The sequence below is a fragment of the Nocardia sp. SSK8 genome, from assembly GCF_037034205.1.
Lineage (GTDB): Bacteria > Actinomycetota > Actinomycetes > Mycobacteriales > Mycobacteriaceae > Nocardia.
Genome location: NZ_JBAGKD010000015.1, coordinates 91,956 through 117,982, shown reverse-complemented (window position 1 = coordinate 117,982; position 26,027 = coordinate 91,956). Strand labels below are relative to the sequence as shown.

Genomic DNA, 26,027 nt, shown 5'->3' with positions numbered 1-26,027 from the left:
CGGACGGCGGTACTTTGGATGGGGTGTTCACGCAATGGGGGAACCTGGTCCACCGCCGCCGGTTCGCCGTGCTCGGCGTCGTCGTCTTCGCGCTGCTGAGTCTGGGCGGCTACGGGCTGGGCCTGCACGACCATCTCAGCTCCGGCGGAATGGACGATCCCGGCTCGGAGTCCGCGCTCGCGGCCCGGCTGTCGGACTCCGCGTTCGGCCGCAATCACGACCTCGACGTCGTGGTCCTCTACACCGCGCCCGCGGGCAAGACCGTCGACGATCCGGAGTTCAGCCGCCGGATCGTCGACCATCTCAACGGCCTGCCGGACGCGTATCCCGGCGTGATCGCGGGCGTCAACGGCGCCTACTGGCCCACCGAGACCGGGCGGGCCAGCGGCGTGGCGTTCGCGACCCCCGACCGGCAGCGCGCCGTCGCGGCCATCGCGCTGGTCGGCGACGACGACACCGAGATGCTGCGCAGCAACCGTGCCGCCGCGGGCGCCTTCGCCATTCCCGGCATCGACGTGCGGGTCGGCGGCCTGCAACCGGTGGCGGGAGCGCTCAACGACACCCTCGCCGACGACATCCGCCGCATGGAAGTGCTCGCCTTCCCCGTGGTGGCGGTGCTGCTGTTCTTCATCTTCGGCGGGGTGGTCGCGGCCGCGCTGCCGCTGATCGTCGGCGGGCTGACCATGCTCGGCGCCAGCGGCATCGTGCGCACCTTCACCCATGTCACCGAGGTGAACTCCTTTGTCGCTCCGGTCGTGTCGATGATCGGTGCGGGCCTGGCGATCGATTACGGCCTGTTCATCGTCAGCCGGTTCCGGGAGGAACTCGCCGAGGGCCACGACACCGCGACCGCGGTCCGGCGCACGGTGACCACCGCGGGCCGCACCGTCGTCTTCTCCGCGACCATGATCATCGCCAGCGCGGGCGGGCTGCTGCTGTTCCCGCAGGGCTTCCTGAAATCCATCGGCTACGGCGCCATCGCGACCGTCTCGCTGGCCGCGCTCACCGCCATCACCCTGCTGCCCGCCATGCTCGCGGTGCTCGGCCCGCGCATCGACGCGCTCGGCAGCGCCCGGCTGCGCCGCACCAGGACCGCCGCCGAGGTGGAGAACGGCTTCTGGGGCAAGACGACCGACTGGGTGATGCGCAGGCCGGTGCGGGTCGGCGCGGTGCTGTGCCTGGTGCTGATGCTGCTGATCCTGCCCGCCCGCAACCTCGCCTTCGGCGGTTTCAGCGAGCGCTACCTGCCCCCGGACAACACCACCCGCGTCGCGCAGGAACAGATCGACGAGGCCTTCCGCGGCCGCCGCTCCGACCCGATCGAACTGATCTTCGTGGCCGACAACAGCATCGCGGTGGGTACGGCATGGAAGCAGGCCAATGCGGCACCCGGCATCGCGGCGCCGTTCGACCTGCCCTCCCAGTCGAGCATCGACAAGCAGGTCTTCCGCGCCAAGACCACCCTCACCGACGCCGACGACCCGGGCCCGACCATCGAGTACCTGCGCTCGATCCCGCTGCCGGACGGGGTGCGCATGCTGGTCGGCGGCGTGCCGGTCATCCAGCAGGACAGCCTCGACGCGTTGCTCACCCGGATGCCCGCGATGATCCTGCTGGTCCTGTTCGTCACGACCCTGCTGATGTTCCTGACCTTCGGCTCGCTGATCCTGCCGATCAAGGCCGCGCTGCTGAGCGCGCTCGGCCTCGGCTCGACGCTGGGCATCCTGACCTGGATCTTCATCGACGGCCACGGCGCCACCCTGCTCGGTTTCACCCCGCAACCCATCCAGGCGAACATGCTGGTGATGATCATCGCCATCATCTACGGCCTGTCCATCGACTACGAGGTCTTCCTGCTCTCGCGCATGGTGGAGGCCCGCGCCCGCGGGGCGACCACCTCCGAGGCGGTGCGCATCGGCACGGCCCATACCGGGCGCATCATCACCGCCGCCGCGCTGATCCTGCTGGTGGTGACCGGCGCCTTCGCCTTCTCCGACCTGGTGCTGATGCAGTACGTCGCCTACGGCATGATCGCCGCGCTGATCATCGACGCGACCGTGCTGCGCATGCTGCTGGTGCCCGCCGCGATGAAACTGCTCGGCGACGACTGCTGGTGGGCGCCCGCCTGGATGCGGCAGATCCAGCGCCGCATCGGTCTGGGCGAAGCACTGCCGGACGATCGGGGCCCGGACCTCACCACCGCGTCGGCACGGTGAACGGTGGCACCTGCTCGGGGGTCACCGCGGAGACCACCACGACACCCGCGCCGAGGAAATTGGCCACCGCGCGGTCGATGTGATCGGCCGAGGTGACCACGACGGCGTCGCGCGCGCCGATCTCGCGCAGGATCGCGGCGGAGAAGCGCGCGTTCTGGATCGTCGAATCGGCCTGCGCTTCGCGGTGGACGCGCTCGGCGGGAATACCCTGCTCGACCAGCCAGGCCGCCATCGCGTCGGCCTCGGTGACCCCGTTGTGCGGGTTGCCGCCGGTCACGACGATGGGCGACAGCGGCGCCAGCACGGCCTGGACATAGCCCGCCGTCAGCCGGTCGACAAGTTCCGGGCGCATGCTGCCGTCGGGCAGCAGGCCGTAGCCGAGGATGACGATGGCGGTCTCGGGGCCGCGCAGCCCCAGCGGCGCGACCGTGGCCGCCGGACCCGGCCCGGCGTGCGCGGGCGGCGTGCCGAGCAGGACGGAGGTGGCGACCGCCGCGCCCGCGAGCGCGCAGGGCAGGCGGCGGACAAACGGGCGAAAAGGGACGAAGAGGGCGAACATTCGGAAACTCCCGGATAGGGCGGTGGTGTCGCCACAGAATCCGCTGTGCGATCCGGGAATTCGCCGGTCATGCCGTGTTCCTGGGCAATTCACACGGGAATTGCCGTGGTTTGGTGGCGCGTGGAAATCCGTCTGGGTTTCTCCAAAGTACCGACCAGCCGTTATGTGACTGGCGACAATATCGCGCCGAATGGTTGCCCAGGGGGTCCGCAACACCGATGGTGGATACGTGGGATTTTCGGTCCCATGCATCGAACCGAGCCGTGTGGATTCGACATCGGAGTCAGAATGAACAGCTTGCTCGACAATCATCGTGGTTGGGTCGCCGATATCTTCGCCGACGGATTGCGTGGCCACAGCGACACTCCCGGCCCGCGCGCCACCGCCGCGGTCGACGCCACGCCGCTGCCCCCGCGCGACCGGCGCCCCCGCGACGAGCAGGAGGTGATCGGCTGGCGCGCGCTGTGCACCTGCGGTGGCTGGCAGGGGCGCACCTGGCTGCGCACCCAGCACGCCGCCGACCACGCCCCGCGGGACCGCGTCCTGTACTGCCCCGGCGGCCGTCTCGACGCCGAGCTCACCTGCCTGGTCGCCGCCGAATGGGACTACCACCGGCTGGAGATGCAGGCCCTGCTGCCGGTGCACCTGGCCTTCCAGGATTCGGCTTCCGCCCAGCAGCGCCTGGTCGAGGCCGTGCGGTTCGTCCGCGCGTCCGGCGCGTCCTGGGACGCCGTCGGCCGGGTGATCGGCGCGGAATCCGCCGAGGCCGCCGAACGGACCTTCCGCCCCTGGCTGACCCCCGCCTTCGCCGACAGCGTGCCGGTCGACCTGCCCTAGGGCCTCTACCCTGGAAGGGGACCTGCTCCGGAAGGAGGTCCCGCATGCCGTTCGCCTCGCCCCTGCGCGCCCTGCTGGCCGCGACCCTGGCCCTGGTGACCGTCTCGGCCTGCGCCCAGGACCGGCCCCGCGACGAAACACCCACCGCCGTCGCCTCGTCGGTGGCGCCGAGCAGTCCCGGCGGGATCCCGGACCTGGCCGCCGCCGAGGAGGTGGCGCGGGGCCTCGACGTCCCGTGGGGCCTGACCTTCCTGCCCGACGGCGCGGCGCTGGTGGCCGAACGCGATTCCGGGCGGATTCTGCGGGTGCTGCCCGGGCGGGCGCCCGAACTCGTCCACGAACTGCCCGAGGTGGTCGCGCGCGGTGAGGGCGGTCTGCTCGGCCTGGCCGTCGCCCCCGGCGAATCCGCCGACGTCTACGCGTATCTCACCGCCGCCGAGGACAACCGGATCGTGCGGTTCCGTCCCGGCGGGCCGAATGAGGTGGTCTTCGCCGGAATCGCGAAGGCGGGCAACCACAACGGCGGCCGGATCGCCTTCGGCCCCGACGGCATGCTCTACGTGGGCACCGGCGACGCGGGGGACAGTGCCCTGGCGCAGGACCCGGCGAGCCCCAACGGCAAGATCCTGCGCCTGACCCCCGACGGCGACCCCGCACCCGGCAACCCGACCCCCGGCTCGCCCGTGCTGAGCCTGGGCCACCGCAATGTCCAGGGCCTCGCCTGGGACGGCGCGGGCCGCCTCTACGCCGCCGAATTCGGCCAGAACCGCCTCGACGAACTCAATCTCATCGAACCCGGCCGCAACTACGGCTGGCCCGCCGTCGAGGGCACCGGCGGCGCCGATCGCGGCTTCGCTGAGCCCTTGCTCACCTGGCCGACCTCGGCCGCGTCACCCTCCGGCATCGCCATCGCGGGCGACACCCTCTACCTCGCCGCCCTGCGCGGCGAACGCCTGTGGACCACCACCCTGGCCGACGGCACCGCGGCCGAACCGCGGGCCCACTTCACCGGCACCTACGGCAGGCTCCGCACCGTCACGGTGGCGCCCGACGGCGCCCTGTGGCTCACCACCTCCAATACCGACGGCCGCGGTGACCTGCGCTCCGGCGACGACCGCCTCCTGCGCTTCCCGGCACGCTGAGCGAGCTCCCCGGGCGTGTCGGTGCGCGCCGCTACTGTGCGGACATGGTCGATTCGGATTCGGCGGTGCGCCGACTGACCCGCGAGGCGGGAAACCTCCTGCAGCCCTACGGTTTCCACGGCGGTGACGGCCGCTGGGTCCATCTCGGCGAGGCCGGTGTCGCCACCATCCGCCGCACCCGCGTCCAGCGCACCTGGACCGACGGCCAGCAGGTCCTGCGCTTCGGCCTCGAACTCACCGCCACCCCGCGGGCCTGGTGGGAATTCCGCACCTGGCGCGACACCCGCCACGGACTCCCCGCCACCCCGCTCGACCTGGCCACCGGCCCCGGCCTCCTCGACACCCACGGCCTGCCCGCCGACTGCGCCACCCCCTGGACCCTGCGCGTCGACCCCACCCGCCCCGGCCGCCACGCCCACCCCGCCGACCTGGCCACCCTCCGCGCCGACCTCCCCCGCCGCCTCCACACCTACGCCCGCCGAGCCCTGCGCCTCCTCGACCCCCTCCACCACGCCCACGAACTCCACGCCACCCACCCCGAAGCGTGGGAACCCTTCCTCGTCCTCCTCGCCACCCAGGGCCCCACCCCCGAACTGGACGTCCATCTCGCCGCCGCGACCGACATCGTCGACGTGCTCGCCTACCTCGACGAGCGCTGTCCGCCGCGCGTTCCGGTCGTGCGCTAGTCGTCGTCGGTCTCGATCCAGTGGAATCGGTGATCGCGCAGGGGCAGGCTGTTCAGGTCCACGCGATCGAGGGTGAGTGTCACCGGGTAGCCGTCGACGGTGCCGTCGAGGTGCAGGCGGTCGGTGCCGTCGTGGCGGTAGGTGAAGGTGGCGAGCAGGGCGGAACGGGACAGTTCGAGGTGACGGGTCTCGGGGTCGATGGTGGCGTGGACGTCGACGAGGGTGTCGTCCATCCGCTGGTAGGTGGCCCAGGCGGGCTCGTCGAAAACCAGTCGGCGCCAACGGGTCCGGTCGGTGGTCAGCGGCGGGATGTCGATGCCGTCGCGGGTGAACTCCGTGACGGTCCAGATGCCGTGGACCGGTGACGCCGGGGGGTGCTGCTCGCGCCAGTAGTCGATGCTCAGGGGGAGGAACGCGGTGGACATCCAGACGCCGAGCAGGATCTGCGCGGTGGCCGCGATGCGCCGGGATCGGCGGGTGTGGAAGGGGTACGGGGCCGTGGAGGCGCCGGTGGGACGGTCTAGGAACAGGACATCCGCCAGCCGCCGCGCTTCCGGTGCCAGCAGGACCAGCGACATCAGCAGCAGATGCCCGGACAGGGTGCGCACGTGGACGCCGAAACACAGGTCCAGCACGAACACCATCGACATGTTCACCGCCACCAGCAGCGCACCGGCCATCCGGGTCCGCGGAACGAACAGCAGAATCCCCGCCAGCACCTCGGCCGCGCCGAGCATCACCTGGTAGGGCGGCGAGACGCCCACCTGATACCAGAGCACATCCAGCGGGGTGAAATCCCCGTACGGCGTGATCAGCGTGCTCAACGGCGGCGTGGGCATCTGGGTCGGAATCAGTTTCGCCAGACCGTAATTCATCATCGCCCCGGCGACACACAGCCGGATGAACAGGAAGAACCAGCCCGCGAGCTGCCGATACTCGCGCCGCCGGGCGAGCAGTGTCCACACCGCGGTCCCCACCAGACCGATCACCAGCAGGCAGAACAGCAGCACCCAGTAGATGAGCTGGTCCCGGCCGCCGGTGCGCACCAGCGGAACCTCGTCGGCGCCGAACACCCGCTGCCCCACCCACCGCAGCCAGGGTCGCAGCAGCTGCAGCTGCCAGGTCGACGGGTCCGGCAGCCAGGACCAGGTGGGCACCAGCCACCCCGCCAGATCGGTGAGCAACTGGGGATACAGCAGGCAGTACAGCCCGAAATACAGGAAACAGAACCGGAAAGCGATGCGGGTGAACGGATTCCACTGCGCGGGTGCGGTCTGGTCGGCGGCGTCACCGGGCGACGCGCCGGATCGGTGGACTTCGGAGATGTCGTCGTGATCGACCGCGATGCGGTGGTGGGACGCTCGGAGACGGCGACCTCCACATCCTCTGCGTCGGCTACCGGCACCGCCACGGCCACGGCTGACCGTGCTGTGATCGCGGTGCCGCGACCCCGACACCGGAGCCAGGCCCGCGGAACTGCGATCCCTGACCGTGCACCGGCGGCACGGCCGAGGGGCCGTAGCGCAGGCGCCCACCGCGGCTCTGCTCTCCGGAATCCGCCCTCGAACTGCTGCCACGGCAGCATTCGGCCGGTCGGATCCAGCGCGCGGCCGTCGCCGCCGCGCTCCTCAGCGGGCCCGCGCGTCGCGGCGTACTGCGGGCCCGGCGACGGACCGCTCAGATGACGCCCAGAGCCAGCATCGCGTCCGCGACCTGGATGAAGCCGCCGATATTGGCGCCTGCCACATAGTTGCCCGGCACGCCGTATTCGTCGGCGGTGGCCAGGCACCGGTCGTGGATGCCGCGCATGATCTCGGCCAGCCGCTCCTCGGTGTGCTCGAAGCTCCACGAATCGCGCGAGGCGTTCTGCTGCATCTCCAGCGCGCTGGTGGCCACCCCGCCCGCGTTGGCGGCCTTACCCGGCGCGAAGACCACCCCCGCCGCGCCGAACACCCGCACCGCCTCCGGCGTGCACGGCATATTGGCGCCCTCGGCGACGATCTGGCAGCCGTTGGCGACGAGCTTGCCCGCGGCGGCGCCGTCGAGTTCGTTCTGGGTCGCGCACGGCAGCGCGATATCGCAGGGCACCTCCCACAGCGACCCGTCCGGCACGAACCGCGCGGTCCCCGGCCGGGCCGCGGCGTACTCGGCGATCCGCCCGCGCCGGACCTCCTTGATCTCCTTGAGCACCTCGAGGTCGATGCCCTGTTCCTCGACCACGTATCCGCTCGAATCCGAGCACGCCACCACGGTGCCGCCGAGCTCCTGCACCTTCTCGATCGCGTATACGGCCACATTGCCCGAGCCCGACACCACCACCCGGCGGCCCTCCAGCGACCGGCCGGTCGCGGCCAGGATCTCCTTGACGAAGAACACCACCCCGTACCCGGTGGCCTCCCGGCGCACCTGCGACCCGCCCCAGGTCAGTCCCTTGCCGGTGAGGACACCGGACTCGTAGCGGTTGGTGATGCGCTTGTACTGGCCGAACAGGTAACCGATTTCGCGCCCGCCCACACCGGTGTCCCCGGCCGGGACGTCGGTGTGCTCGCCGAGATGCCGGTAGAGCTCGGTCATGAACGCCTGACAGAACCGCATCACCTCACCCTCGGAGCGGCCCTTCGGATCGAAATCCGAGCCGCCCTTCCCGCCGCCGATGGGCAGCCCGGTCAGCGAGTTCTTGAAGATCTGCTCGAACCCCAGGAACTTCACGATGCCCAGATACACCGAGGGATGGAACCGCAGCCCACCCTTGTACGGCCCGAGCGCGGAGTTGAACTCCACCCGGAACCCCCGATTGATCTGCACCGCCCCGGAATCGTCGACCCACGGCACCCGGAAGATGATCTGCCGCTCCGGCTCGCACAACCGGCGGATGACCGCCGCGTCGGCGTACTGCGGATGCTTGGCGACCACGGGCGCGAGACTGTCGAGCACCTCGTGCACCGCCTGGTGGAACTCGGTCTCGCCGGGGTTGCGCCGCAACACCTCGTCGTAGATGTCGCTCAGCTTCGCGTCCAGGACAGCCACCCGTGGACTCCTTGTCTCGTCGTCAGCCGCGGCCACCGTCACCGGCCGCACCTCACACGCTAGCCGCACCGGCTGTGAGGTCGAGCTCACACGGGGGCTTCGCGATCCCGCCGCGCACTCGCGGCAACACCCACTCGGCCGCCGACCTGCCCCGCCACGACCCGGATACATGACATCGCAGAACCCTCGTGCGGCGGCGATGTCGTGCCAGCCGGTGCCGGGCACAGGGGCTCGGCGTCGCCGGGCGGGGAGTCGGTGGGTGGCGTGGCGCGGGCGTCGGTAGGGGACTTCTCAGGGTGAATTTCCGGGTCTTTCCAGGATCCGGAGACCGAAACCGGATTGCTACGGTCCGTGCGTGAACCGTGCTCGTCGCAGTCCTTCCGGATCTCCGGTCACCGATGTCGCGTGGTTCTTCGCGATCGCCATCGCGCTGTGCTACGCGCTGTCGGTTCCGATGGTCTTCCGGCTCGTCTCCCCGGACTTCGACAACCTGATCGTTCCGATCCTGCAGCTGACCCCTTTGCTCGCCGCGATCATCATGTGGCTCGCCCGACGCCCCGGAACATTCCGGGCGACATTCGCCACCGGGTGGCGCGGCACACCCCGGTGGGCGGGTATCGGCATCGGCCTCATCACCGCGATCGCCGCCATCCAGGCGGTCATCGCTGTCGCAGCGGGGATCTGGCCGCTGAACCCGCTCGACCAGATCCTCGCGGCGGCGATCTGGATCGTTCCGGTCTTCTTCCTGCAGTCGGTCTTCGCGATCGGCGAGGAGTTCGGCTGGCGCGGCTGGCTGGCGACGCGCGCCGCGTCCTGGGGATTCTGGCCGCTGGCCCTGGTCAGCGGCGCGGTCTGGATCGTCTGGCACCTGCCGGTGCTCGCCGTCATCGGAGATCGCCCACCGTGGGACATCGTCATCTATTTCGCGGGCATGCTCCCGTGGGCGCCACTGCTCCTCGCCCTCCGCTGGCGCTCCGGAAGTGTCTGGCCCGCCGTCTTGACGCACGGAGCGATCAACAGCTTCCGGGTCTTCGTGCTGCAATCCGTCCCCGACGCGACAGATCATCTGCTCATCGAAGTGATCGGCTGGATCCTGACGCTCGCCGCAGCGCTGTGGCTGATGCGCGCGAGCCCGGTACCGGTCACCCAGGGATCCACCGCAGCTCACAGCCTGTCGCCCAGGTAGTCAGTCGCCGCTGCTGCCGCCGCAACCGCTGCTGCTGCCGCTACTGCTACTGCTACCGCCACTACCGCCGCCGCAACCCCCGCCGCAACCGCCACTACTGCTGTTCCCGCCACCGCGACCACCGGCGTTCCAGGCGCGTCGCCGGTAGGCGAGGCTCCGTTGATAGTCGAGGCCTCGTTGGTAGGCGGCTCTCTGTCGGCGCAGTGCTCGCTTGTGGGCGGCCATCTGGAACTGCCTCAGCCGCTGTTCAGGAGTTTGCCGTCGCTCGAGTTCGAACGCCGCCCACAACAGCAGGACGGCCACGGGCAAACTCACGAGACCCAGGAACGAGACTCCGCCGCATACACCGACCAAGACGATCAGCACCGCACCGGCCAACAGAAGGTTACGCATGGCCGGTACCATTGATACCCCCCGGATCGGCTGGGTGATGACGCCGATCCTACCGAAAGACGGCAATGAGGCACAGCGGGTTTCGTATGCCCGAAGCGGGCGAACTGATGCGTTCTTGTCCGGCTTTCCCCCCGATCGGACCGGAAGACCCCTACCGGTATCAGCGTTCGGCGGCTGGAATGCGGGGATGTCTTTCGAGAACAGTATTTCCCTCTCCCGCCGTGGCCTGTTCGCGCTCGGGGGTGCCGTCGCCGCATCCACCGCCGTGGGCGTGCCCAACGCATGGGCCGGGGCCGATGCGGATGTCATTGTCATCGGAGCGGGGCTGGCCGGGCTGGTCGCGACGTCCGAACTGGTCGCCGCCGGTCGACGGGTTCTGTTGCTCGATCAGGAACCGGAAGCCAGTGTGGGTGGGCAGGCGCACTGGTCGCTCGGTGGGCTGTTCTTCATCGACTCGATCGAACAGCGGGCGGCGGGGATCAAGGATTCGCTCGACTTGGCCCGGGGCGACTGGTTCCGCACCGCTGGTTGGGACCGGGGGCCCGACGACGCGCTCGGCGAGGATTATTGGGGCAAGCGGTGGGCAGAGGCCTATCTGGAATTCGCCGCCGGTGAGAAGCAAGCCTGGTTGCGGAGCCTCGGTGTGAACTGGGTGCCGGTGGTCGGCTGGGCCGAACGCGGTCAGGCCGACAACGGCATCGGGAATTCTGTGCCGCGATTCCACGTGACTCTCGGGACCGGTCCCGGTGTCGTCGAGCCGTTCGAGCGATTGGTCCGGGCGGCGGCCGGTCGTGGTGTCACCTTCAAGTTCCGTCATCGAGTCGACGAACTGGTCGTCACCAATGGCGCGGTCACCGGCGTGCGTGGCACGATCCTCGAGCCCAGCGCCGCGGTGCGGGGCACGCCCAGCTCGCGGGTCGCGGCCGGTGAGTTCGAGTTCTCCGCGGCCCAGGTGATCATCACCTCCGGCGGCATCGGTGGCAACCACGCACTCGTGCGGCGCTATTGGCCGCAGCGCCTGGGCAATCCGCCGACGCGCATGATCACCGGCGTCCCGGAACACGTCGACGGACGGATGCTCGACATCAGTGCGGCCGCCGGTGCGCGTCTGGTGAACCGCGACCGCATGTGGCACTACACCGAGGGCCTCGCCAATCACTCCCCGATCTGGCCGGGGCACGGGATTCGCGTGCTCGCCGCACCGTCCTCGATGTGGTTCGACGCCGAGGGCCACCGTTTCCCGCAGCCGGGCATCCCGAGCATCGACACCTTGGGGACACTGGAGCTGATCATGCGGACCGGCTACGACTACTCGTGGTTCGTCCTTAACAAGCGCATCGCCGGGAAGGAATTCGTCCTGTCCGGTTCCGAACAGAATCCCGAACTCACCCGCAAAGATCTCGCCGGATATCTGGCGATGCAGGCGGTTACCGACGTCCCGCCGCCCGTGCAGGCGTTCCTCGACCGCGGCGAGGACATCGTCGTCGCCGACAATCTGCCCGAACTTGTCGCCGGGATGAACCGGCTGGTGGGCAGCGACCGGATCCCGTTCGACCGGCTGCGCGACCAGATCGTCCACCGCGACAGCGAGATCGATGATCCCGCCAGCACCGACCCGGGAATCGTGGCCGTTCGCCGATCCTACGACTACATCGGTGACAAGCTCGTCCGCACCACCGAGCCGCACCACATTCTCGACCCCGCGGCCGGTCCGCTGATCGCGATCCGCATGAACATCGTCACCCGCAAGAGCCTGGGCGGCCTGAACACCGACCTGTCGGGTCGTGTCATCGGTCACGACGGAACGCCGATCCACGGCCTGTACGCCGCGGGCGAGGCAGCCGGATTCGGTGGTGGCGGTATCCATGGCTATCGTGCGCTGGAAGGGACCTTCCTCGGCGGCTGTCTGTTCTCCGGCCGGGCCGCCGGGCGCGCCGCAGCCCGCGAGAGTGCGTGAGACAGCAGCGAATCGGAATCCGCACGCACTGACGACGTGTTCTCCGGCGGCTACCCCGGTGGCGTTTCGGTCGATCCGCCGGACGGCGCGGTGTGGGAGATACCGGCGATGACAGTGTCGACCAACGTATCCAGGTAGGCCTTCGCCTTGGCCTTCGCCCTGGGGCGGAGCGCGACCGGCGTCACCGCCGCGTGCATCATGGTGGCGCCGAAGAGCATATCCATCATGACGGTGGGGTCGGCGCCGGTGGGAAGCTCGCCGCGGCGCACCGCGTTGTGGACGAGGCGGCGAGCGGCCAGGACCACCAGATTGGCCCCGCCCTCGCCGTCCTCCCGTCCGCCTTCCTTGCGCAGCGATATCTCGGGCCGGGCGGCGCGGTCGACGATCCTGCGCAGGTAGGCCACGCCGACCTCGGTGTCGAGCATGTCGAGCATCTGTCCGGCGAGGCGGCGCAGGTCCGATCGGAGGTCGCCGGTGTCGACGTCGGTGTCGAGAACTATCCGTGCGTCGAGTGCGTCGCGGAGCAGCTCGATCTTGTCGGGCCAGCGGATGTACAGCGACGCCTTGCCGACGCGTGCTTCGCGGGCGACCGCGCCCATGCTGAGGGTGTCGAGTCCGCCGCGGGCGTAGAGCGTGATCGCGGCATCGAAGACACGGTTCTCGAATTCGGGATCGCGGGGACGGCCGCGCTGCGGTGTTGATGACACGGCGGGTTCGGGGGACATCTCGGCTCCTGGGCCTTGCGTACGCGAGGACGGTCGTGCCAGGATAGCCGCGCTGATTACCGACCGGCCGTCATCGCCGAACGGGGCCCTCGGGCGCCGATCCGCTCCGGTTCCGGAGGGCGGCCACGCCGATGCCCAGCATTGTGGCTGCCAGCAGCCACCCCAGCCACGGGCTCCGGTGCAGACCCCACTGGATCATGGCCCTGGCTCGCCGGGCGTCGTCGAATTGCGCGGTGCGGGTCGCCTCCGACCATCCGGCGTCGACGTCGATCAGCGTCACCCGGGTCTCGCTGTCCGGCGCCGCCGCGACATATTGGCGCGCGGTCTGGCGGGCGTCGACGATCATCCCGGTCAACGGCTCCACCCGGAACTCCCGGGTGGCGTGGTAGTACCGGCTCACCTCGCGCGTGTCGCCTTTGCTGCCCCCGAAGTACTCCGCGGGCAAGGAGAGCGGCTCGCCGATGCGCACCTGAGGTGTCTCGGAGCGGAAACGGTAGACCTCGATGCCCTCGACCGTGTCGACGCCCTGGAATTCCATGCTGTAGCTGTTGTGCGCGGTGTGGTCGAAGAAGCGGTAGGTGTGCGTCTTGGTCCCGAACGGGAACTTGAAGCTCAGGCCGTCGATGGTGTGGGTGGTCGCCGGGGCGTCGTGTTTGCTGAAGATCTTGGCGTCCCGGCCCGGTACCGGATAGCCGGTGCGGCGGTCGACCGTGATCTGGGTGACCGCCGCGGTGATGGTCGAGTCGGTGGGGCTGTCGATGTCCGCCCGGCTCATCCGGTGTGCGGTCTGGATCGTCATGATGGTGTCGTCGCTGGGCTCGATCACGCTGATCATCTGCGTTGCCCGGACCGGCACCCGATGGGTGGCGAGGGTGCGGTCCCGCACCAGGGTGGCGACATCGACCATCGTCGCGAAACCTGTTGCCTCCGACACGGACCCGGCGGTCAGCGGCACCTTCAGCACGCGAGGTTCGACGAAGGTCGGGATCGCGATCGCGCCCGCTGCCAGGGCCCCGGCCAAACCTAGTGCCGCGATGCCGACGATGCGCCGACGGGGTGGTGACTGTGCCATGTCGTACCTACTTCGATGTAGCTCGATAACCGCTGTGGGTGGAGGCCGGAGAGCGCCTGCCGGAACTGTGGCGTGGCGCACATTCGGTACTGTATGTTAATTGCTTGCGAACAAGCAAGTAAATGCCGGATGCTGCTACTTGGATGGCGGGCGCTCACCGGGCGCGCATCGGGCAGAGAGGGATGTCGATGGGGTTCGATTACGACGTGATCGTCGTCGGTTCGGGATTCGGGGGGAGCGTGAGCGCGCTGCGCTTGACCGAAAAGGGCTACCGCGTCGGGGTATTCGAGGCGGGGCGCCGGTTCGCCGACCACGAGTTCCCGCAGACCTCATGGCGGATTCGCCGATATCTGTGGGCGCCGGCGCTGGGCTGTTACGGGATCCAGCGGGCGACGCTGCTGAAGAATACGTTCGTGCTGGCCGGTGCGGGGGTCGGTGGCGGATCGCTGGTCTACGCCAACACGTTGTACGAGCCGCCGGACTCCTTCTACCGCGACCCGCAGTGGGGTCACCTCACCGATTGGAAAGCCGAGCTCGCGCCCCACTACGACCAGGCCAAGCGGATGCTGGGGGTCACCGAGAACCCGGAGACGACGCCCGCGGACCGTGTCGTCGCGGACGTCGCGCGGGATATGGGCATCGCGGACACCTATCGGCGGACCCCGGTGGGTGTGTTCTTCGGCGGGCCACGGCGGCCGGGCACCGAGGTCGCGGATCCGTTCTTCGGCGGCGTCGGTCCCGCCCGGCGCGCGTGCACACAGTGCGGCGAGTGCATGACCGGTTGTCGACACAATGCCAAGAACACTCTGGTGAAGAACTACCTGTTCCTGGCCGAACGGGCCGGTGCGACAGTCCACCCGATGACCACCGTGACCGACGTGCGCCCGCGGCCCACCGGCGGGTACACGGTGACTGCGGTGCGCACCGGCCGGTCTCTTCGCCGGAACCGCAGGCACTTCACCGCGGAACAGGTGATCTTCTCGGCCGCGGCATTGGGGACGCAGCGGCTGCTGCACCGGCTGCGCGATCGCGGCTCGCTGCCGAACCTCTCGCCCCGTCTCGGGTATCTCTCCCGGACCAACTCCGAAGAGCTGCTGGCGGTGCGGAGCCGGGACGCGTCGACCGACTTCACCAGGGGCGTGGCGATCACCTCGTCCATCCACCCGGATCCGCACACGCACATCGAGCCGGTGCGATACGGCAAGGGCAGCAACGCCATGTCCGCGGCGACCACCGTGATGGTCAGCGGCGACGGACCGAGGCGGCGCGGCTGGGTGCGGGAGCTTCGACGCCACCGCCGGGACCTGATCCGGGTGCACAATCCGCGGCGCTGGTCGGAACAGACTCTGGGCCTGCTCGTGATGCAGTCGACGGACAACTCGCTGACGACCTACACCAAGCGCGGGGTGTTCGGCAGGCGGATGACCACCAGAATGGGGGAGGGGCAACCGAATCCGCACTGGATCCCGGCCGGTCACGAGGTAGCACGGCGGGTCGCCGCCAAGATCGGCGGGATCGCCACCGCGGCCACCAGCAGCAGTGTGTTCGATATCCCGATGACCGGGCATTTCATCGGCGGCTGCGCCATCGGCGCGACCGCGGCGACCGGGGTGATCGACCCGTACCACCGGGTGCACGGCTATGCCGGTCTGCATATCGTCGACGGGTCGGCCATCTCGGCGAACCTGGGGGTGAATCCGTCGCTGACCATCACCGCGCTGGCGGAACGGGCGATGTCGTTGTGGCCCAACCGCGGTGCGCCCGACCAGCGCCCGGCTCCCGGCGACCCGTACCGGCGGCTGCCGCCCGTCGCGCCCGCGCGTCCTGTCGTCCCGCCGAGTGCGCCCGGGGCTCTTCGGCTTCCGATCGTCGAGGTCAGGACGGCACGTGAGCACCGAGGCGGAGTCTCCGATCGTTGACGGCGCGGGCGCGGACGGACCCGGTGTGACCACGCGACGCAGGTACCGCGGGGAATCCGCCGAGCGACGGCGGGCTCGTCGCCATGCCGCGTTGCTCGACGCGGCGCTCGAGATTGTCGGCACCTCGGGTGTCGAGAAGGCGACGATCGGCGGTCTCTGCGCACTGGCGGGACTGAACTCCCGCTACTTCTACGAGCATTTCACCGGTCGGGCGGACGTGCTGGCGGCGCTGGTGGATCGCCTCGTCCGGGAAGTGTTCACGGCGGGCGATGCCGCCTTCGCCGAGAACGGGGGTGACCCGCGCGCCGCGGTGGCCGCGGCGGTCGGGGTCCTGCTCGACGACCCGCGCAAGGCGCGGGCCATCGCGATCGCCCGTGCCGCGCCGGGTGACACCGGCGGGCGGGCCACGATCGGGAATCTGCTCGGCGGACTGGGAGTTTCGTTCCGCGCGGCCAACTGTGGGGCGGGGGTGACCGGGGTGCGGCTGGCCTTCTGTGTCGACGGCGCGATCGGGGCACTGACCAGCTGGTCGCACGGCACGCTGCCGCTGAGCCGGGAACAGCTCATCGACCAGGTCGCCGAGATGATCGAGCGGGCGGGATGCCTGTCGCTGAAGCCGCCGCCCTGTCGATAGGAGTCCGGGCGCGGCGCTCGCGTCAGCGGGTGCCCGGCGGGGGGAGTCCCGGATCCTGTTGCCCGACGATCGATCGCACGCAGTGCTCGACGAACTCGTCGCGGGACACCTGGAGCGAGCCCGACAGCCAGGCCGTGAACAGGGCGCCCAGCATGCCGGTCACGCCGATCGCGGTCATCGCCCGGTACTGCGGAGCGCTGTACTTGCCGGACATGGCGGTACCGACCAATCGGGTGAACGTCGGCATGACCGCCATCGACTGGGTCGCCAGGATCGACTCCGCGAACGGCTCGACCAGCAGGAGCCTGCCCTTGCGTGGGTCGCGGCCGGTGTAGTCGACCAATGCTTCGACCGACCGTCGCGCCACCTCCCAGCGGTCCTCCTGGCCCGCGCCCGCGGCGGCGGAAATCGCGTCGTGGGCCTCGACCGCGACCTCCTGATACAGCTCGGCGAGCAGCGCGTCCCGGTTGCCGAAGCTCTCGTAGAAGTATCGATCGGTCAGGCCCGCGCGTTTGCAGACCGCGCGCACGGTGACCGCTGCCGCGCCCGCGCCGCCGATCAGATCGAGCGCGGCGTCCATCAGGGCGTATCGCCGCGCCTGCTGACGCTCCTCCTTGGTGGCGCCGAGCCACAGGCGCGACGTCTTGTTCGTCGGGGCTGGAGTGTCTGGCATGGGACGACTCTAGCCCGGCATTACGAGTGGTCCAGGTCACATTTCGTCGTATTGACGACATCTGTCCTCGAGTTTAAATTGAGGACAGACGTCATCAATTGCTGACGGGCGTCATCAGTATCTCGAGCAAGGGGATCCACATGGCGAACAAGGTCTTCGTCGTCGGCGTCGGAATGACGAACTTCGAGAAGCCGGGGCGGCGGAAGAACGACGACGGCAGCGACTGGGACTACCCCGATATGGCGCGGGAGTCGGGGACGAAAGCCCTTGCCGACGCGGGTATTTCCTACGATCGCGTCCAGGCCGCGTACGTCGGCTACGTCTACGGCGAGTCCTGCTCGGGCCAGCGAGCGGCCTATGAGCTGGGGATGACCGGTATCCCGGTGGTCAATGTCAACAACAACTGCTCGACCGGTTCCACCGCCCTCTACCTGGCCGCCGAAGCGATCCGCGGTGGCCGGATCGACGTGGCGCTCGCGCTGGGTTTCGAGAAGATGCAGCCGGGGTCGCTGCCCGCGACCTTCGGTGATCGGGAACAGCCGGGCCTGCAGTTCATCAACGGGCTGCTGGAGCTGGGCAAGTACGAGCCGCGATTCCCACCCGCTCCGTGGATGTTCGCGTGTGCCGGGCTCGAACACATGGAGCGCTTCGGCACCACGCTCGAACATTTCGCCAAGATCGGCTACAAGAACCACAAGCACTCGGTGAACAACCCGTACTCGCAGTTCCGGGACGAGTACACCCTCGACGAGATCATGAACTCGCCGATGATCGCCGAACCGGTCACGAAGCTGCAGTGCTCGCCGACCTCCGACGGTTCCGGCGCGGCCGTGCTCGCCTCGGAGGCCTTCGTCGACAAGCACGGGCTCGCCGCCCAGGCGGTGGAGATCGTCGGACAGGCACTGGTCACCGACTTCGGCTCCACCTTCGACGGCACGGCGCGCAACATCATCGGCTACGACATGAACGTCGCCGCGGCCGCGAAGGTGTACGACGAATCCGGGCTGGGCCCGGCGGACTTCCAGGTCATCGAGCTGCACGACTGCTTCTCGGCCAACGAGCTGCTGCTCTACGAGGCGCTCGGGCTGTGCGCGGAGGGCGGCGCGGCCGAACTCATCGACGGCAACCAGACCACCTACGGCGGCAAGTGGGTGGTCAATCCCTCCGGCGGCCTGATCTCCAAGGGGCATCCGCTCGGTGCGACCGGGCTGGCTCAATGCTCCGAGCTGACCTGGCAACTGCGCGGCACCGCGGACAAGCGCCAGGTACCCGGCGTGACCGCGGCCCTGCAACACAACATCGGCATCGGTGGCGCCGCGGTCGTCACCGCCTACCAGCGCGCCGATCGCTGACCCCACAGAAAGGAATCACCATGGGACACATCGAATACTCGAAGGATCTGCAGGCGGCGCCCGAGGCGCTCTACACCGTCGTCTCCGACCCGAACACGTGGGGCGACTGGTTCACCATCCACGAGCGCTGGCTGGAGGAGCCGCCGACCGCGGTCACCGTCGGGTCGAAGCTCGTCGCCAAGATCGTCATGCTCGGCATGGCGAACAAGATGGAGTGGAGCGTCGAGGAACTCGACGCGCCGAACAGCCTGGTGCTCTCCGGCGCCGGGATGGCCGGGGTGAAGGTGCGCTTCTCCTTCGACATCACCGAGAACACCAGCGGGGGAACCACGTTCAAGGTCGCGGGTGACTTCGAGGGCGCCCTCATCAAGGGCGCGCTGGGCAAGGCGGTGGAAAAGGACACCGGCAAGCACCTGGAGAAGTCGCTCGACCAGCTCGACGCGCTGGCCTCGGCGGCCTGAGACATCGTGCCGGAATACGAATTCGACGACTCCGGTCTGGATACCTGGACCGACGACGAGCTCTTCGACGTCACCCGGGAACGGATGGCCGAGTACGCGGCCGCGACCAACGACCCGATCGCCGCGCACCGCAGCGGCGCGATCGCGTCACCGGTGTTCAATATCGTGCCGGTGTTCGACGCCATGATGACCCCCGCGCTGGACGTCCTGCCGATCGAGGCGATCCCCCGGATCGTGCACGGCGAGCACGACTTCCACTTCCACCGCCCGGTGCGGCCGGGGGAACAGGTGCTCGCTCGCGCCAAGGCGATCGGCTACGCCGGACAGGACAACGGGACCTCGTGCACGCTCGTGCTCGAGGCGCGCACCCTGGACGGCGAGCTACTGAACGAGCAGTACGTGACCTGCTTCGTGCGGGGCATCAATGCGGGCAAGACCATCGGAGCCGCCGCGCCGGGCCACAAATTCGACGAGGCCCTGCGCGACGCCGAACCGGTGGCGGTGGTGTGTCAGCACGTCGATCAGGACCAGACGTTCCGCTATACCGGGCCATCGGGGGATCCGAACCCGATCCACCTGGACGAAGAGCTCGCCCAGGAGCTCGGTTTGCCGGGCATCATCGTGCACGGGCTGTGCACGATGGCTTTCGCCTCCTGGGCGGTGCTCACCGAGGTCGCGGCGTCGGATGTGGCGCGACTGCGACGGTTCGCGGTGCGGTTCGCCAAGCCGGTGCTGCCCGGTCAGGACCTCGTCACCACCATCTGGCGGCGCGAATCGGGCACCGGGGCCACCACCTATCAGTTCGAGACCACCGCGAACGGTGAGGTCGTCATCAAGGACGGACTGGCCGTCGTCGCCGGGTGAATCACGCCGCGCACATTCTTCGCTAGCAAGGGAGCTGCACATCATGGGAGCACTGGAGGGAAAGGTCGCGATCGTCACCGGTGGCGGTCGAGGCATCGGCCGCGAGCACGCGCTGCTGTTCGCCGCGGAGGGCGCCACCGTCGTGGTGAACGACCTCGGCGGTGGGGTCGGCGGTGACGGCGCGGATCGCGGTCCGGCGCAACAGGTCGTCGACGAGATCGTCGCCGCGGGTGGCCGCGCCGCCGCCAACACCGATGACATCGCCACCTGGAAGGGGGCGAAGAGCATTGTCGATCAGGCTGTTTCGGAGTTCGGTGGGCTCGACATCGTGATCAACAACGCGGGCATCCTGCGCGACGGCTTCATCCCGTCGCTGTCGGAGCCGGACTGGGACGCGGTGATCGCCGTGCACCTCAAGGGACACTTCTCGGTGTTGCGGCACGCCGCGGAATACTGGAAGGCGAGGTCCAAAGCGGGCGATCAGCCCAACGCCGCCGTGGTCAACACCGCCTCCGGCTCCGGCGTCACCGTGCCCAACGCCGGTCAGGCCAACTACGGCGCCGCCAAGGCGGCGATCGCCGCGCTCACGCTGGTGGCCGCCGACGAACTGGAGCGCTACGGCGTCCGGGTGAACGCGATCGCGCCCATCGCGCGCACCCGGCTTACCTTGCAGACGCCCGGCATGGGCGCGATTCTCGCCGCCGAGGTGGAAGACGGCGAATTCGACTACTTCGCGCCCGCCAATATCGCGCCGCTGGTCGCCTACCTGGCCTCCGACGCCGCCCGCGAGGCCAAGATCACCGGAAAGGTGTACGCGGTGCAGGGCGGTGCGATCTCGGAGCTGGCGGGCTGGCACGACGTGAAGACGATCGAGACCGAGGGGCCGTGGCTGATCGACGACATCGCCGCGCGGCTGCCCTGACCGGCGAGGAGAGCACCTGATGTACAAATGGTCCGAGACGGACGAGCTCATCGAAGAGGCGGTCCGGGAGTGGGTGCGGGAGAACGTCCGCCCGCACGTGGCCGCGCTCGAGGCGGGCACCATGAAGCCCTACCCGATCGTGCGAAAGCTGTTCGCCGACTTCGGCATCGACGAACTCGGCCGGGAAGCGATCGAGAAGATACTCACCGGGCAGCAGCGCAAGCCCGACGCGCGCGTGGACAATCCTGGCAAGAGGGGGAGGTCAGGGTCGCCCCTGGCCGGTCAGGAATCCCTGGCGGTCATTCTCACCAAGGAGCTGTGCGCGGTGAGCATGGGCGTTTTCGCCACGTTCGCCGTGAGCCTCGGGCTCGGTGCCGCCACCATCATGTCGCGCGGAACACCGGCGCAGCGGAAGCGGTGGGTCCCCGATCTGGTCACCTTCGACAAGGTCGCGGCCTGGGCGCTGACCGAGCCGGACTCCGGCTCCGACGCGTTCGGCGGGATGCGGACCACGGTGCGCCGGGACGGCGACGACTACCTGCTCAACGGCCAGAAGACCTTCATCACCAACGGTCCCGACGCTGATGTCATCGTCGTCTACGCCAAGCTCGACGACGGCGACACCACCGTGCACCGACGGGACCGCAAGGTGCTCACCTTCGTCCTCGACCGGGGAATGGCTGGACTGACCCAAGCGGCGCCGTTCGAGAAGATGGGGATGAACTCCTCGCCCACCGGTGAGTTGTTCTTCAGCGATGTCCGGGTGTCGCGGGATCGGCTGCTGGGGGAGACCGAGGAGCATGGCGGTGGTGACGGGCGGGCCAGTGCCCGTGCGGGTTTCGCGATCGAACGGATGGGTGTGGCGGCCATGGCGCTCGGGGTGATCGAGGAGTGCCTGCGGGTCTGTGTCGACTACGCGAAGAATCGCACCCTGTGGGGCAACCCGATCGGCGATTTCCAGCTCATCCAGCTCAAGCTGGCGAAGATGGAGATCGCGCGGCAGCACGTGCGGAACATCGTGTTCCGCGGCATCGAACTCGCCCAGGCGGGCACGATGCCCACGCTGGCCGAGGCGTCGGCGGCGAAATGGTACGCCTCCGAAGCGGCGACCGAGGTCGCCATGGAGGCCGTCCAATTGCTCGGTGGCAACGGCTACATGCGTGAGTATCATGTCGAACAACTCGCGCGCGACGCGAAGTCGCTGATGGTCTACGCGGGTAGTAACGAGATCCAGATCACCCACGTGGCGAAAGGCCTGCTCGGATGACCGACGACACCGACGATATGCCGCCCTATGTCGACATCATCAACGGCGCACTGGAGTTCACCATCCCGGCGGCGCACAAGCTCGGCATCACCGCGGTCGAGGTGCGCCCCGGGTTCGCGGTCACCGCGGCCCCGATCCACGGCAACAGTAACCATTTCGGTGTCATGTACGCCGGTGTGCTGTTCACTGTCGCGGAGATGCTGGGTGGGGCGATCGCCATCGCCTCGTTCGACAACTCGCTGTACTACCCACTGGTGAAGAAGCTCGAGATCGACTTCAGAAAGCCCGCCGATTCCGACGTCCGCGCCGAAGCGAGTCTGGACGACGCCGAGATCGCCCGGATCAGCGCCACCGCCGACACGCACGGCAAGTGTGACTTCACGCTGGCGGCGACGGTGACGGCCGCCGACGGCACGGTGGTGGCCGTGACGACCGGCTCGTACCAGCTACGCGCACACGGCAAATAGGCAACCAGCACACAGGGCTGACCCCCCGTCCGTTCCGGACGGGGGGTCAGCCATCTGTTATCGGGTCGGGTACTCGCTGTCGTCGGTGGTGAATTCCGCGTGGCCGTAGACGGCCAGCCGCTTTCTGACCATGCGCGTCGTGTAGCGGTCGAGGGGGTCACGCAGCCGTGACGAGTTGCCCGCGAGTTGAACCACGGCGAAGCGCCCGAGGATGAACGGGGCTGTCAGCATGATCCGCGCGACATCGCCGAGGCCGAAGTGCACGCTCATGGCGGCGGCCGCCTTTCGGTCGCCGCCGCAGAATCCCAGGAAGAACGCGCGGCTCCAGCTCCGCTCGACCGCGTCGGCGGCGCGGTCGAACAGCGATCGGCTGGGGCGCAGGTAGGCGTCCATCGTCGATCGCACGAGTTCCCCGCAGGTCGCGTCGTCGAACCCTTGGCGCAGGGTCGCCGCGCGGCCGTGGAACACCTCGAGAACGCCGGTCACCGTGGTCGGCAGCAGTTCCTCCGGCAGCCCGAGCAGGAAGCAACGGTAGCGGCTGAACTCGAGCAGGGCGCGCTCGCGCTGATTGAACTCGGTCCGGCCGCGGCGGGCGGCGACGGTGGCCAGGAGATACATATTGACCAGGCCCGCGGGCATCTGATCGATCTGGGGAACCGGGACGCCGTAGATCGCCGGGTCCCAGCGCTCCGATCTGGCCAGGGCGTTGTACCGGACCATCGAATGCATCAACCGGACCATCGCGGCGGCCTCGAAGCCCTCGCCGTGGCGCTCGAGCGCGCCACGCACCGTGGTGACCGCGAAGAAGTTCGCCGTCTCGTGGACCCGGCGGGCCGCCCGGCGCCCGGACAGCGCCCCGGTCAGTGCCATCGGCAGCGCCGCATAGGTATTGAGGAAGGTCGCGAGGAAAGCGCCGCGGGTGAGGAACGGGGCAAGGAACGCCGCGGAGACCCGCGCGTGCCGAGCGCCCTGCTCGACCAGTTCCCGGTCGACCCACGGCGGCGTCGCCTCCATGGACTCGATGAACGCCTTCAGCTCCGGCGGGGCGTCCTCGACGGTCTCGACCCCGGACGCGCACGCCTGGCGCAGCATCCGGATCAGTCCGTGGACCCCGTAGCGGCTCACCAGCGCCGCGTACGGATCGGCGACCGCGTCGCCGAGCATCGTCGCCGTACGGATCAGCTCGATGACCCGCTCGTTGCGCAGGACCGTGGCGCGCTCGGCGACCCAGGTCGGCAGGGCCGACGGGACCGCGGGGTCGTCGGTGAACCGATAGGGCGTTTCGCCGAACTCGATCGAGCCGTAGAGGCTGGGCTGCAGGTCGCGTTGGCGGTGGACTCGCTGGGCCAGCTCTGGGTAGTGGAGCGTCATCGTGCACCTAACTTTCACTATGTTAGTAGCTAGGGTGACAGGTTGTAAGTTATGCTGTCAACGGGTAAGTAACAGGTTGTAAATAATTGGCTGGGGGGTCATGGACATCGACTTCACCCGTCTCAAATATTTCGTCGCGGTGGCCGACGAATTGCACTTCAAGCGAGCCGCCGACCGCCTGATGATCACCGCTCCGCCCTTGAGCAGGCAGATCATGCTCCTGGAGCGAGAGGTCGGTGGAGCCCTGTTCGAGCGCGGATACCACGAGGTCCGGCTGACGCCACTGGGCGCGCATCTGCTCGACCGAGCTCGCGCGATCGTCCAGAAGGGCGCCGAATTCCGGGTCGCGGCGCAGGCGTTCACCGCCGAAGAGACGAACCTGCGGGTCGGCGTCACGGCGTACGCTCCCTCGGATTTCCTCGAACGCTTCCAGACCGTGGTCGGTGAGCTGTCGGTGCCGATCTCCTGTGACATCACCGGCTCCGCCGCCGACGTCACGACGAAATTGATGGCCGGTGAGCTGGATGTGGGGCTGGTGCAGTTCGCCGGTATCGATACGCGGCTGCGCAGCCACGTCGTCGCCGAATATCAGGGCGGCATCGCCGTCCGCGCGGACGACCCGTTGGCGGCCAAGGACAGCATCCGGATCACCGAGCTGCGGGATCGCGAGGTGGTCGTCGACCTCGCCCGACCCAACCCTACGGCGCTGGCCGGTCTGACGCGTTCGCTTCAGCGGGCAGGCATCGATCGGATCGTGCGGGTGGCCACCCACGGCGGCGAGATCGAGGTCGCTCAGCAGGTGTTCCACCGCAGGCTCGTGGCGATACTCACCTACGCGCCGGATTCCTTCCTCGGAAGATTGTTCGCCCCACCGCAGTTCAAGCTTGTCCCGATCGATACCGACCGGTGGCGGCCCATGTCGGTCGCCCTGGCCTGGACCGCCGACGGGGCCCGCCGACGGCCCGCCGTCGAGCGCGCGATCGAGGAGATCGTCGCGAAGCTCGGGTAGGGACCTCGCCTCACCCGGCGGCGGGCGGTCCCGGCTCCCGCGGAGCGTCGGCCCGGTCGCCCGGCTCCGTGCCCGAGGCGGGCAGGCGGGGAGCGGGTGCCGCCGCGTCGTCTCGGCGGGCGGGGGTGATGCCCATCCTCCTGGCCCACTCGGCCACCGTCACTGAGGACACCATCTCGGCGGTTCCGGGGCCTCAGCCGATGTGGGCGGACAGGTCGGGCAGCATCTTGACGACCTGGGCCTCCCAATACGGCCAGCTGTGGATGCCCGCCGCGGGGAAGTCATAGGCGACGTTCGTCGCGCCCAAGGAGTTCATCCGCGCTTGGAAGGTGCGCGAGCTCGCCCAGGCCAGGACTTCCAGTCCCGACCCGACGACCCGGTCCACGGAGAACTGTTCCGTCGTCGGAACGCCGGTGGCGGAGGAGACCCACACCCTGGTGTTGTTCGCGATGAGCCGCGGCGCGAAGGCGAACGGGTCCATCCGCGACCACTTCCGGGAGAGCGGCGAGGCGATCATGCAGTCCAGGTTGTACCCACCCGCGTCCAGCATCGCGGCGCCGATGGCCTTGCGCATCCCGGGCGAGGACGGCGTGAGATACCCCGACATCGTTCCGGCGAAGCTGAACTGGTCCGGGTGATGCGCGGCCAAGGTCAGCGCCGCGCTGCCGCCCATCGAGAGGCCGAAGACGCCGTTGCGCACCGGACTGAATCCGAGCCGGTCCCGCAGGGCATCGCGCAGGTCACGGGTGAGGAAGGTTTCCCACGCGTACCGGTAGGACTTGCCCGGCCCGTTCGCGAAGATCTTCGACCCGCCCATGCCCGCGGCGTCGGCCAGCGCGTCGCCGGTGCTGCCGACGAAGGTCGACGCGCGCTCCCAGTCCGCGTAGAAGCTGGACTGGCCACCCACCGGCATGACCACATTGATGTTCTGCTCGGTCAGCATCCGGGCCGTGTCGGTCTCGATCTCCCAGCCGTTGAGATCCTCCCGGGCACGCATGCCGTCCAGCGCGTAGACGACGCGGCCGGTATTGCCGTCGGCTGCCCGGAAGATCCGGGACTTCACCGGTCCCATGCTCGACTCGACCCAGAAGTCGATCCCGGCGGGATCGAACGCGGCCTCGGCGCGCGCGCCGAAGGTGCTCGTGAGTGTCGACATCGACAGGGTGGCGAGCACTGTCAGAACCAGCAGCGACCGCCGCAACACGGCCACGGCGGCCGGGCCCGAAGGGAGGGGCATGAACAGTCCATTTCTGTGTGAATCCAGTGGAACGTCGAAAACGCTACGACA

The 26,027-nt window shown here is 69.0% G+C and carries 24 protein-coding genes; 15 read left to right on the top strand and 9 right to left on the bottom strand.

Annotated elements, in window-relative coordinates:
• Window positions 1–23 precede the first annotated feature (23 nt).
• Complete coding sequence (locus WA675_RS24175; RefSeq protein WP_336087433.1) at window positions 24–2,216, top strand: MMPL family transporter; 2,193 nt, start codon at window positions 24–26, stop codon at window positions 2,214–2,216.
• Here the strand turns inward: WA675_RS24175 and WA675_RS24170 are convergent.
• On the bottom strand, window positions 2,194–2,775 hold the full coding sequence (locus WA675_RS24170) for a YdcF family protein (RefSeq protein ID WP_336087431.1): 582 nt from the start codon (window positions 2,773–2,775) through the stop codon (window positions 2,194–2,196). The genes WA675_RS24175 and WA675_RS24170 overlap by 23 nt on opposite strands.
• A 288-nt stretch (window positions 2,776–3,063) precedes the next feature.
• Between WA675_RS24170 and WA675_RS24165 the strand changes: the two genes are divergently transcribed.
• Genes WA675_RS24165 through WA675_RS24155 form a run of 3 tightly spaced genes read left to right on the top strand, consistent with a single transcriptional unit; the run spans window position 3,064 to window position 5,440 of the window.
• Window positions 3,064–3,612 (top strand): hypothetical protein, encoded by a 549-nt coding sequence (locus WA675_RS24165; RefSeq protein ID WP_336087429.1) that lies wholly within the window; start codon window positions 3,064–3,066, stop codon window positions 3,610–3,612.
• A 44-nt stretch (window positions 3,613–3,656) separates the two neighbouring features.
• On the top strand, window positions 3,657–4,754 hold the full coding sequence (locus WA675_RS24160; protein WP_336087427.1) for a PQQ-dependent sugar dehydrogenase: 1,098 nt from the start codon (window positions 3,657–3,659) through the stop codon (window positions 4,752–4,754).
• A 44-nt stretch (window positions 4,755–4,798) separates the two neighbouring features.
• Complete coding sequence (locus tag WA675_RS24155) at window positions 4,799–5,440, top strand: hypothetical protein (protein WP_336087424.1); 642 nt, start codon at window positions 4,799–4,801, stop codon at window positions 5,438–5,440.
• Here WA675_RS24155 and WA675_RS24150 read toward each other — a convergent pair.
• On the bottom strand, window positions 5,437–6,897 hold the full coding sequence (locus WA675_RS24150) for a DoxX family protein (RefSeq protein ID WP_336087421.1): 1,461 nt from the start codon (window positions 6,895–6,897) through the stop codon (window positions 5,437–5,439). The genes WA675_RS24155 and WA675_RS24150 overlap by 4 nt on opposite strands.
• A gap of 220 nt (window positions 6,898–7,117) precedes the next feature.
• A complete protein-coding gene (gene gdhA / locus WA675_RS24145) occupies window positions 7,118–8,467 on the bottom strand; it encodes an NADP-specific glutamate dehydrogenase (RefSeq protein WP_336087419.1) in 1,350 nt (449 codons plus the stop codon).
• Window positions 8,468–8,921: 454 nt separating this feature from the next.
• On the opposite strand from gdhA, the gene WA675_RS24140 reads away from it, so the two are divergent.
• Window positions 8,922–9,653 carry a CPBP family intramembrane glutamic endopeptidase gene (locus WA675_RS24140; RefSeq protein ID WP_336087417.1) on the top strand — a complete coding sequence of 244 codons (732 nt, stop codon included), beginning with the start codon at window positions 8,922–8,924 and terminating at the stop codon, window positions 9,651–9,653.
• Window positions 9,654–10,233: 580 nt separating this feature from the next.
• Window positions 10,234–12,003, top strand: coding sequence for an FAD-binding dehydrogenase (locus tag WA675_RS24135; protein ID WP_336087415.1), 1,770 nt, complete (start codon window positions 10,234–10,236; stop codon window positions 12,001–12,003).
• Window positions 12,004–12,053: 50 nt separating this feature from the next.
• Here WA675_RS24135 and WA675_RS24130 read toward each other — a convergent pair whose 3' ends face one another.
• Both WA675_RS24130 and WA675_RS24125 read right to left on the bottom strand, forming a co-directional pair.
• Window positions 12,054–12,728 carry a TetR/AcrR family transcriptional regulator gene (locus tag WA675_RS24130; RefSeq protein WP_336087413.1) on the bottom strand — a complete coding sequence of 225 codons (675 nt, stop codon included), beginning with the start codon at window positions 12,726–12,728 and terminating at the stop codon, window positions 12,054–12,056.
• Window positions 12,729–12,798: 70 nt separating this feature from the next.
• On the bottom strand, window positions 12,799–13,800 hold the full coding sequence (locus WA675_RS24125; protein WP_336087411.1) for a DUF3068 domain-containing protein: 1,002 nt from the start codon (window positions 13,798–13,800) through the stop codon (window positions 12,799–12,801).
• Window positions 13,801–13,988: 188 nt separating this feature from the next.
• Between WA675_RS24125 and WA675_RS24120 the strand changes: the two genes are divergently transcribed.
• Together WA675_RS24120 and WA675_RS24115 are read left to right on the top strand one after the other, a co-directional pair.
• Window positions 13,989–15,719: a GMC family oxidoreductase gene (locus tag WA675_RS24120; protein ID WP_336087409.1), complete on the top strand. Its 1,731-nt coding sequence runs from the start codon at window positions 13,989–13,991 to the stop codon at window positions 15,717–15,719.
• A 25-nt stretch (window positions 15,720–15,744) separates the two neighbouring features.
• Window positions 15,745–16,353 carry a TetR/AcrR family transcriptional regulator gene (locus WA675_RS24115; RefSeq protein WP_336087407.1) on the top strand — a complete coding sequence of 203 codons (609 nt, stop codon included), beginning with the start codon at window positions 15,745–15,747 and terminating at the stop codon, window positions 16,351–16,353.
• Window positions 16,354–16,375: 22 nt separating this feature from the next.
• On the opposite strand, the gene WA675_RS24110 is transcribed toward WA675_RS24115, so the two are convergent.
• A complete protein-coding gene (locus WA675_RS24110) occupies window positions 16,376–17,026 on the bottom strand; it encodes a TetR/AcrR family transcriptional regulator (protein ID WP_336087405.1) in 651 nt (216 codons plus the stop codon).
• A gap of 140 nt (window positions 17,027–17,166) precedes the next feature.
• Here WA675_RS24110 and WA675_RS24105 point away from each other — a divergent pair, with 140 nt between their 5' ends.
• The 6 genes from WA675_RS24105 to WA675_RS24080 are packed head-to-tail and all read left to right on the top strand — an operon-like array spanning window position 17,167 to window position 22,359.
• The gene (locus WA675_RS24105; protein WP_336087403.1) at window positions 17,167–18,378 is read left to right on the top strand and encodes a lipid-transfer protein; all 1,212 of its coding nucleotides are present in this window, start codon (window positions 17,167–17,169) and stop codon (window positions 18,376–18,378) included.
• Between the two features lie 20 nt (window positions 18,379–18,398).
• Window positions 18,399–18,839 carry a type II toxin-antitoxin system Rv0910 family toxin gene (locus WA675_RS24100; RefSeq protein WP_336087401.1) on the top strand — a complete coding sequence of 147 codons (441 nt, stop codon included), beginning with the start codon at window positions 18,399–18,401 and terminating at the stop codon, window positions 18,837–18,839.
• A gap of 6 nt (window positions 18,840–18,845) precedes the next feature.
• On the top strand, window positions 18,846–19,703 hold the full coding sequence (locus WA675_RS24095) for a MaoC/PaaZ C-terminal domain-containing protein (RefSeq protein WP_336087399.1): 858 nt from the start codon (window positions 18,846–18,848) through the stop codon (window positions 19,701–19,703).
• A 43-nt stretch (window positions 19,704–19,746) separates the two neighbouring features.
• A complete protein-coding gene (locus tag WA675_RS24090) occupies window positions 19,747–20,625 on the top strand; it encodes an SDR family oxidoreductase (protein ID WP_336087397.1) in 879 nt (292 codons plus the stop codon).
• 19 nt (window positions 20,626–20,644) lie between these two features.
• Window positions 20,645–21,892 carry an acyl-CoA dehydrogenase family protein gene (locus WA675_RS24085; protein ID WP_336087395.1) on the top strand — a complete coding sequence of 416 codons (1,248 nt, stop codon included), beginning with the start codon at window positions 20,645–20,647 and terminating at the stop codon, window positions 21,890–21,892.
• Window positions 21,889–22,359 carry a YiiD C-terminal domain-containing protein gene (locus WA675_RS24080; protein WP_336087393.1) on the top strand — a complete coding sequence of 157 codons (471 nt, stop codon included), beginning with the start codon at window positions 21,889–21,891 and terminating at the stop codon, window positions 22,357–22,359. The genes WA675_RS24085 and WA675_RS24080 overlap by 4 nt, the downstream gene beginning before the upstream one ends.
• 57 nt (window positions 22,360–22,416) lie before the next feature.
• Here the strand turns inward: WA675_RS24080 and WA675_RS24075 are convergent, their stop codons facing one another.
• The gene (locus WA675_RS24075; RefSeq protein WP_336087391.1) at window positions 22,417–23,730 is read right to left on the bottom strand and encodes a DUF2236 domain-containing protein; all 1,314 of its coding nucleotides are present in this window, start codon (window positions 23,728–23,730) and stop codon (window positions 22,417–22,419) included.
• A 100-nt stretch (window positions 23,731–23,830) separates the two neighbouring features.
• Here WA675_RS24075 and WA675_RS24070 point away from each other — a divergent pair, with 100 nt between their 5' ends.
• Complete coding sequence (locus tag WA675_RS24070; protein WP_336087389.1) at window positions 23,831–24,739, top strand: LysR family transcriptional regulator; 909 nt, start codon at window positions 23,831–23,833, stop codon at window positions 24,737–24,739.
• A gap of 10 nt (window positions 24,740–24,749) precedes the next feature.
• Here the strand turns inward: WA675_RS24070 and WA675_RS24065 are convergent, their stop codons facing one another.
• Window positions 24,750–24,902, bottom strand: a complete 153-nt coding sequence (locus WA675_RS24065; RefSeq protein WP_336087387.1) for a hypothetical protein — start codon at window positions 24,900–24,902, stop codon at window positions 24,750–24,752.
• 30 nt (window positions 24,903–24,932) lie between these two features.
• Window positions 24,933–25,976, bottom strand: coding sequence for an alpha/beta hydrolase (locus WA675_RS24060; RefSeq protein WP_442945709.1), 1,044 nt, complete (start codon window positions 25,974–25,976; stop codon window positions 24,933–24,935).
• Window positions 25,977–26,027 lie beyond the last annotated feature (51 nt).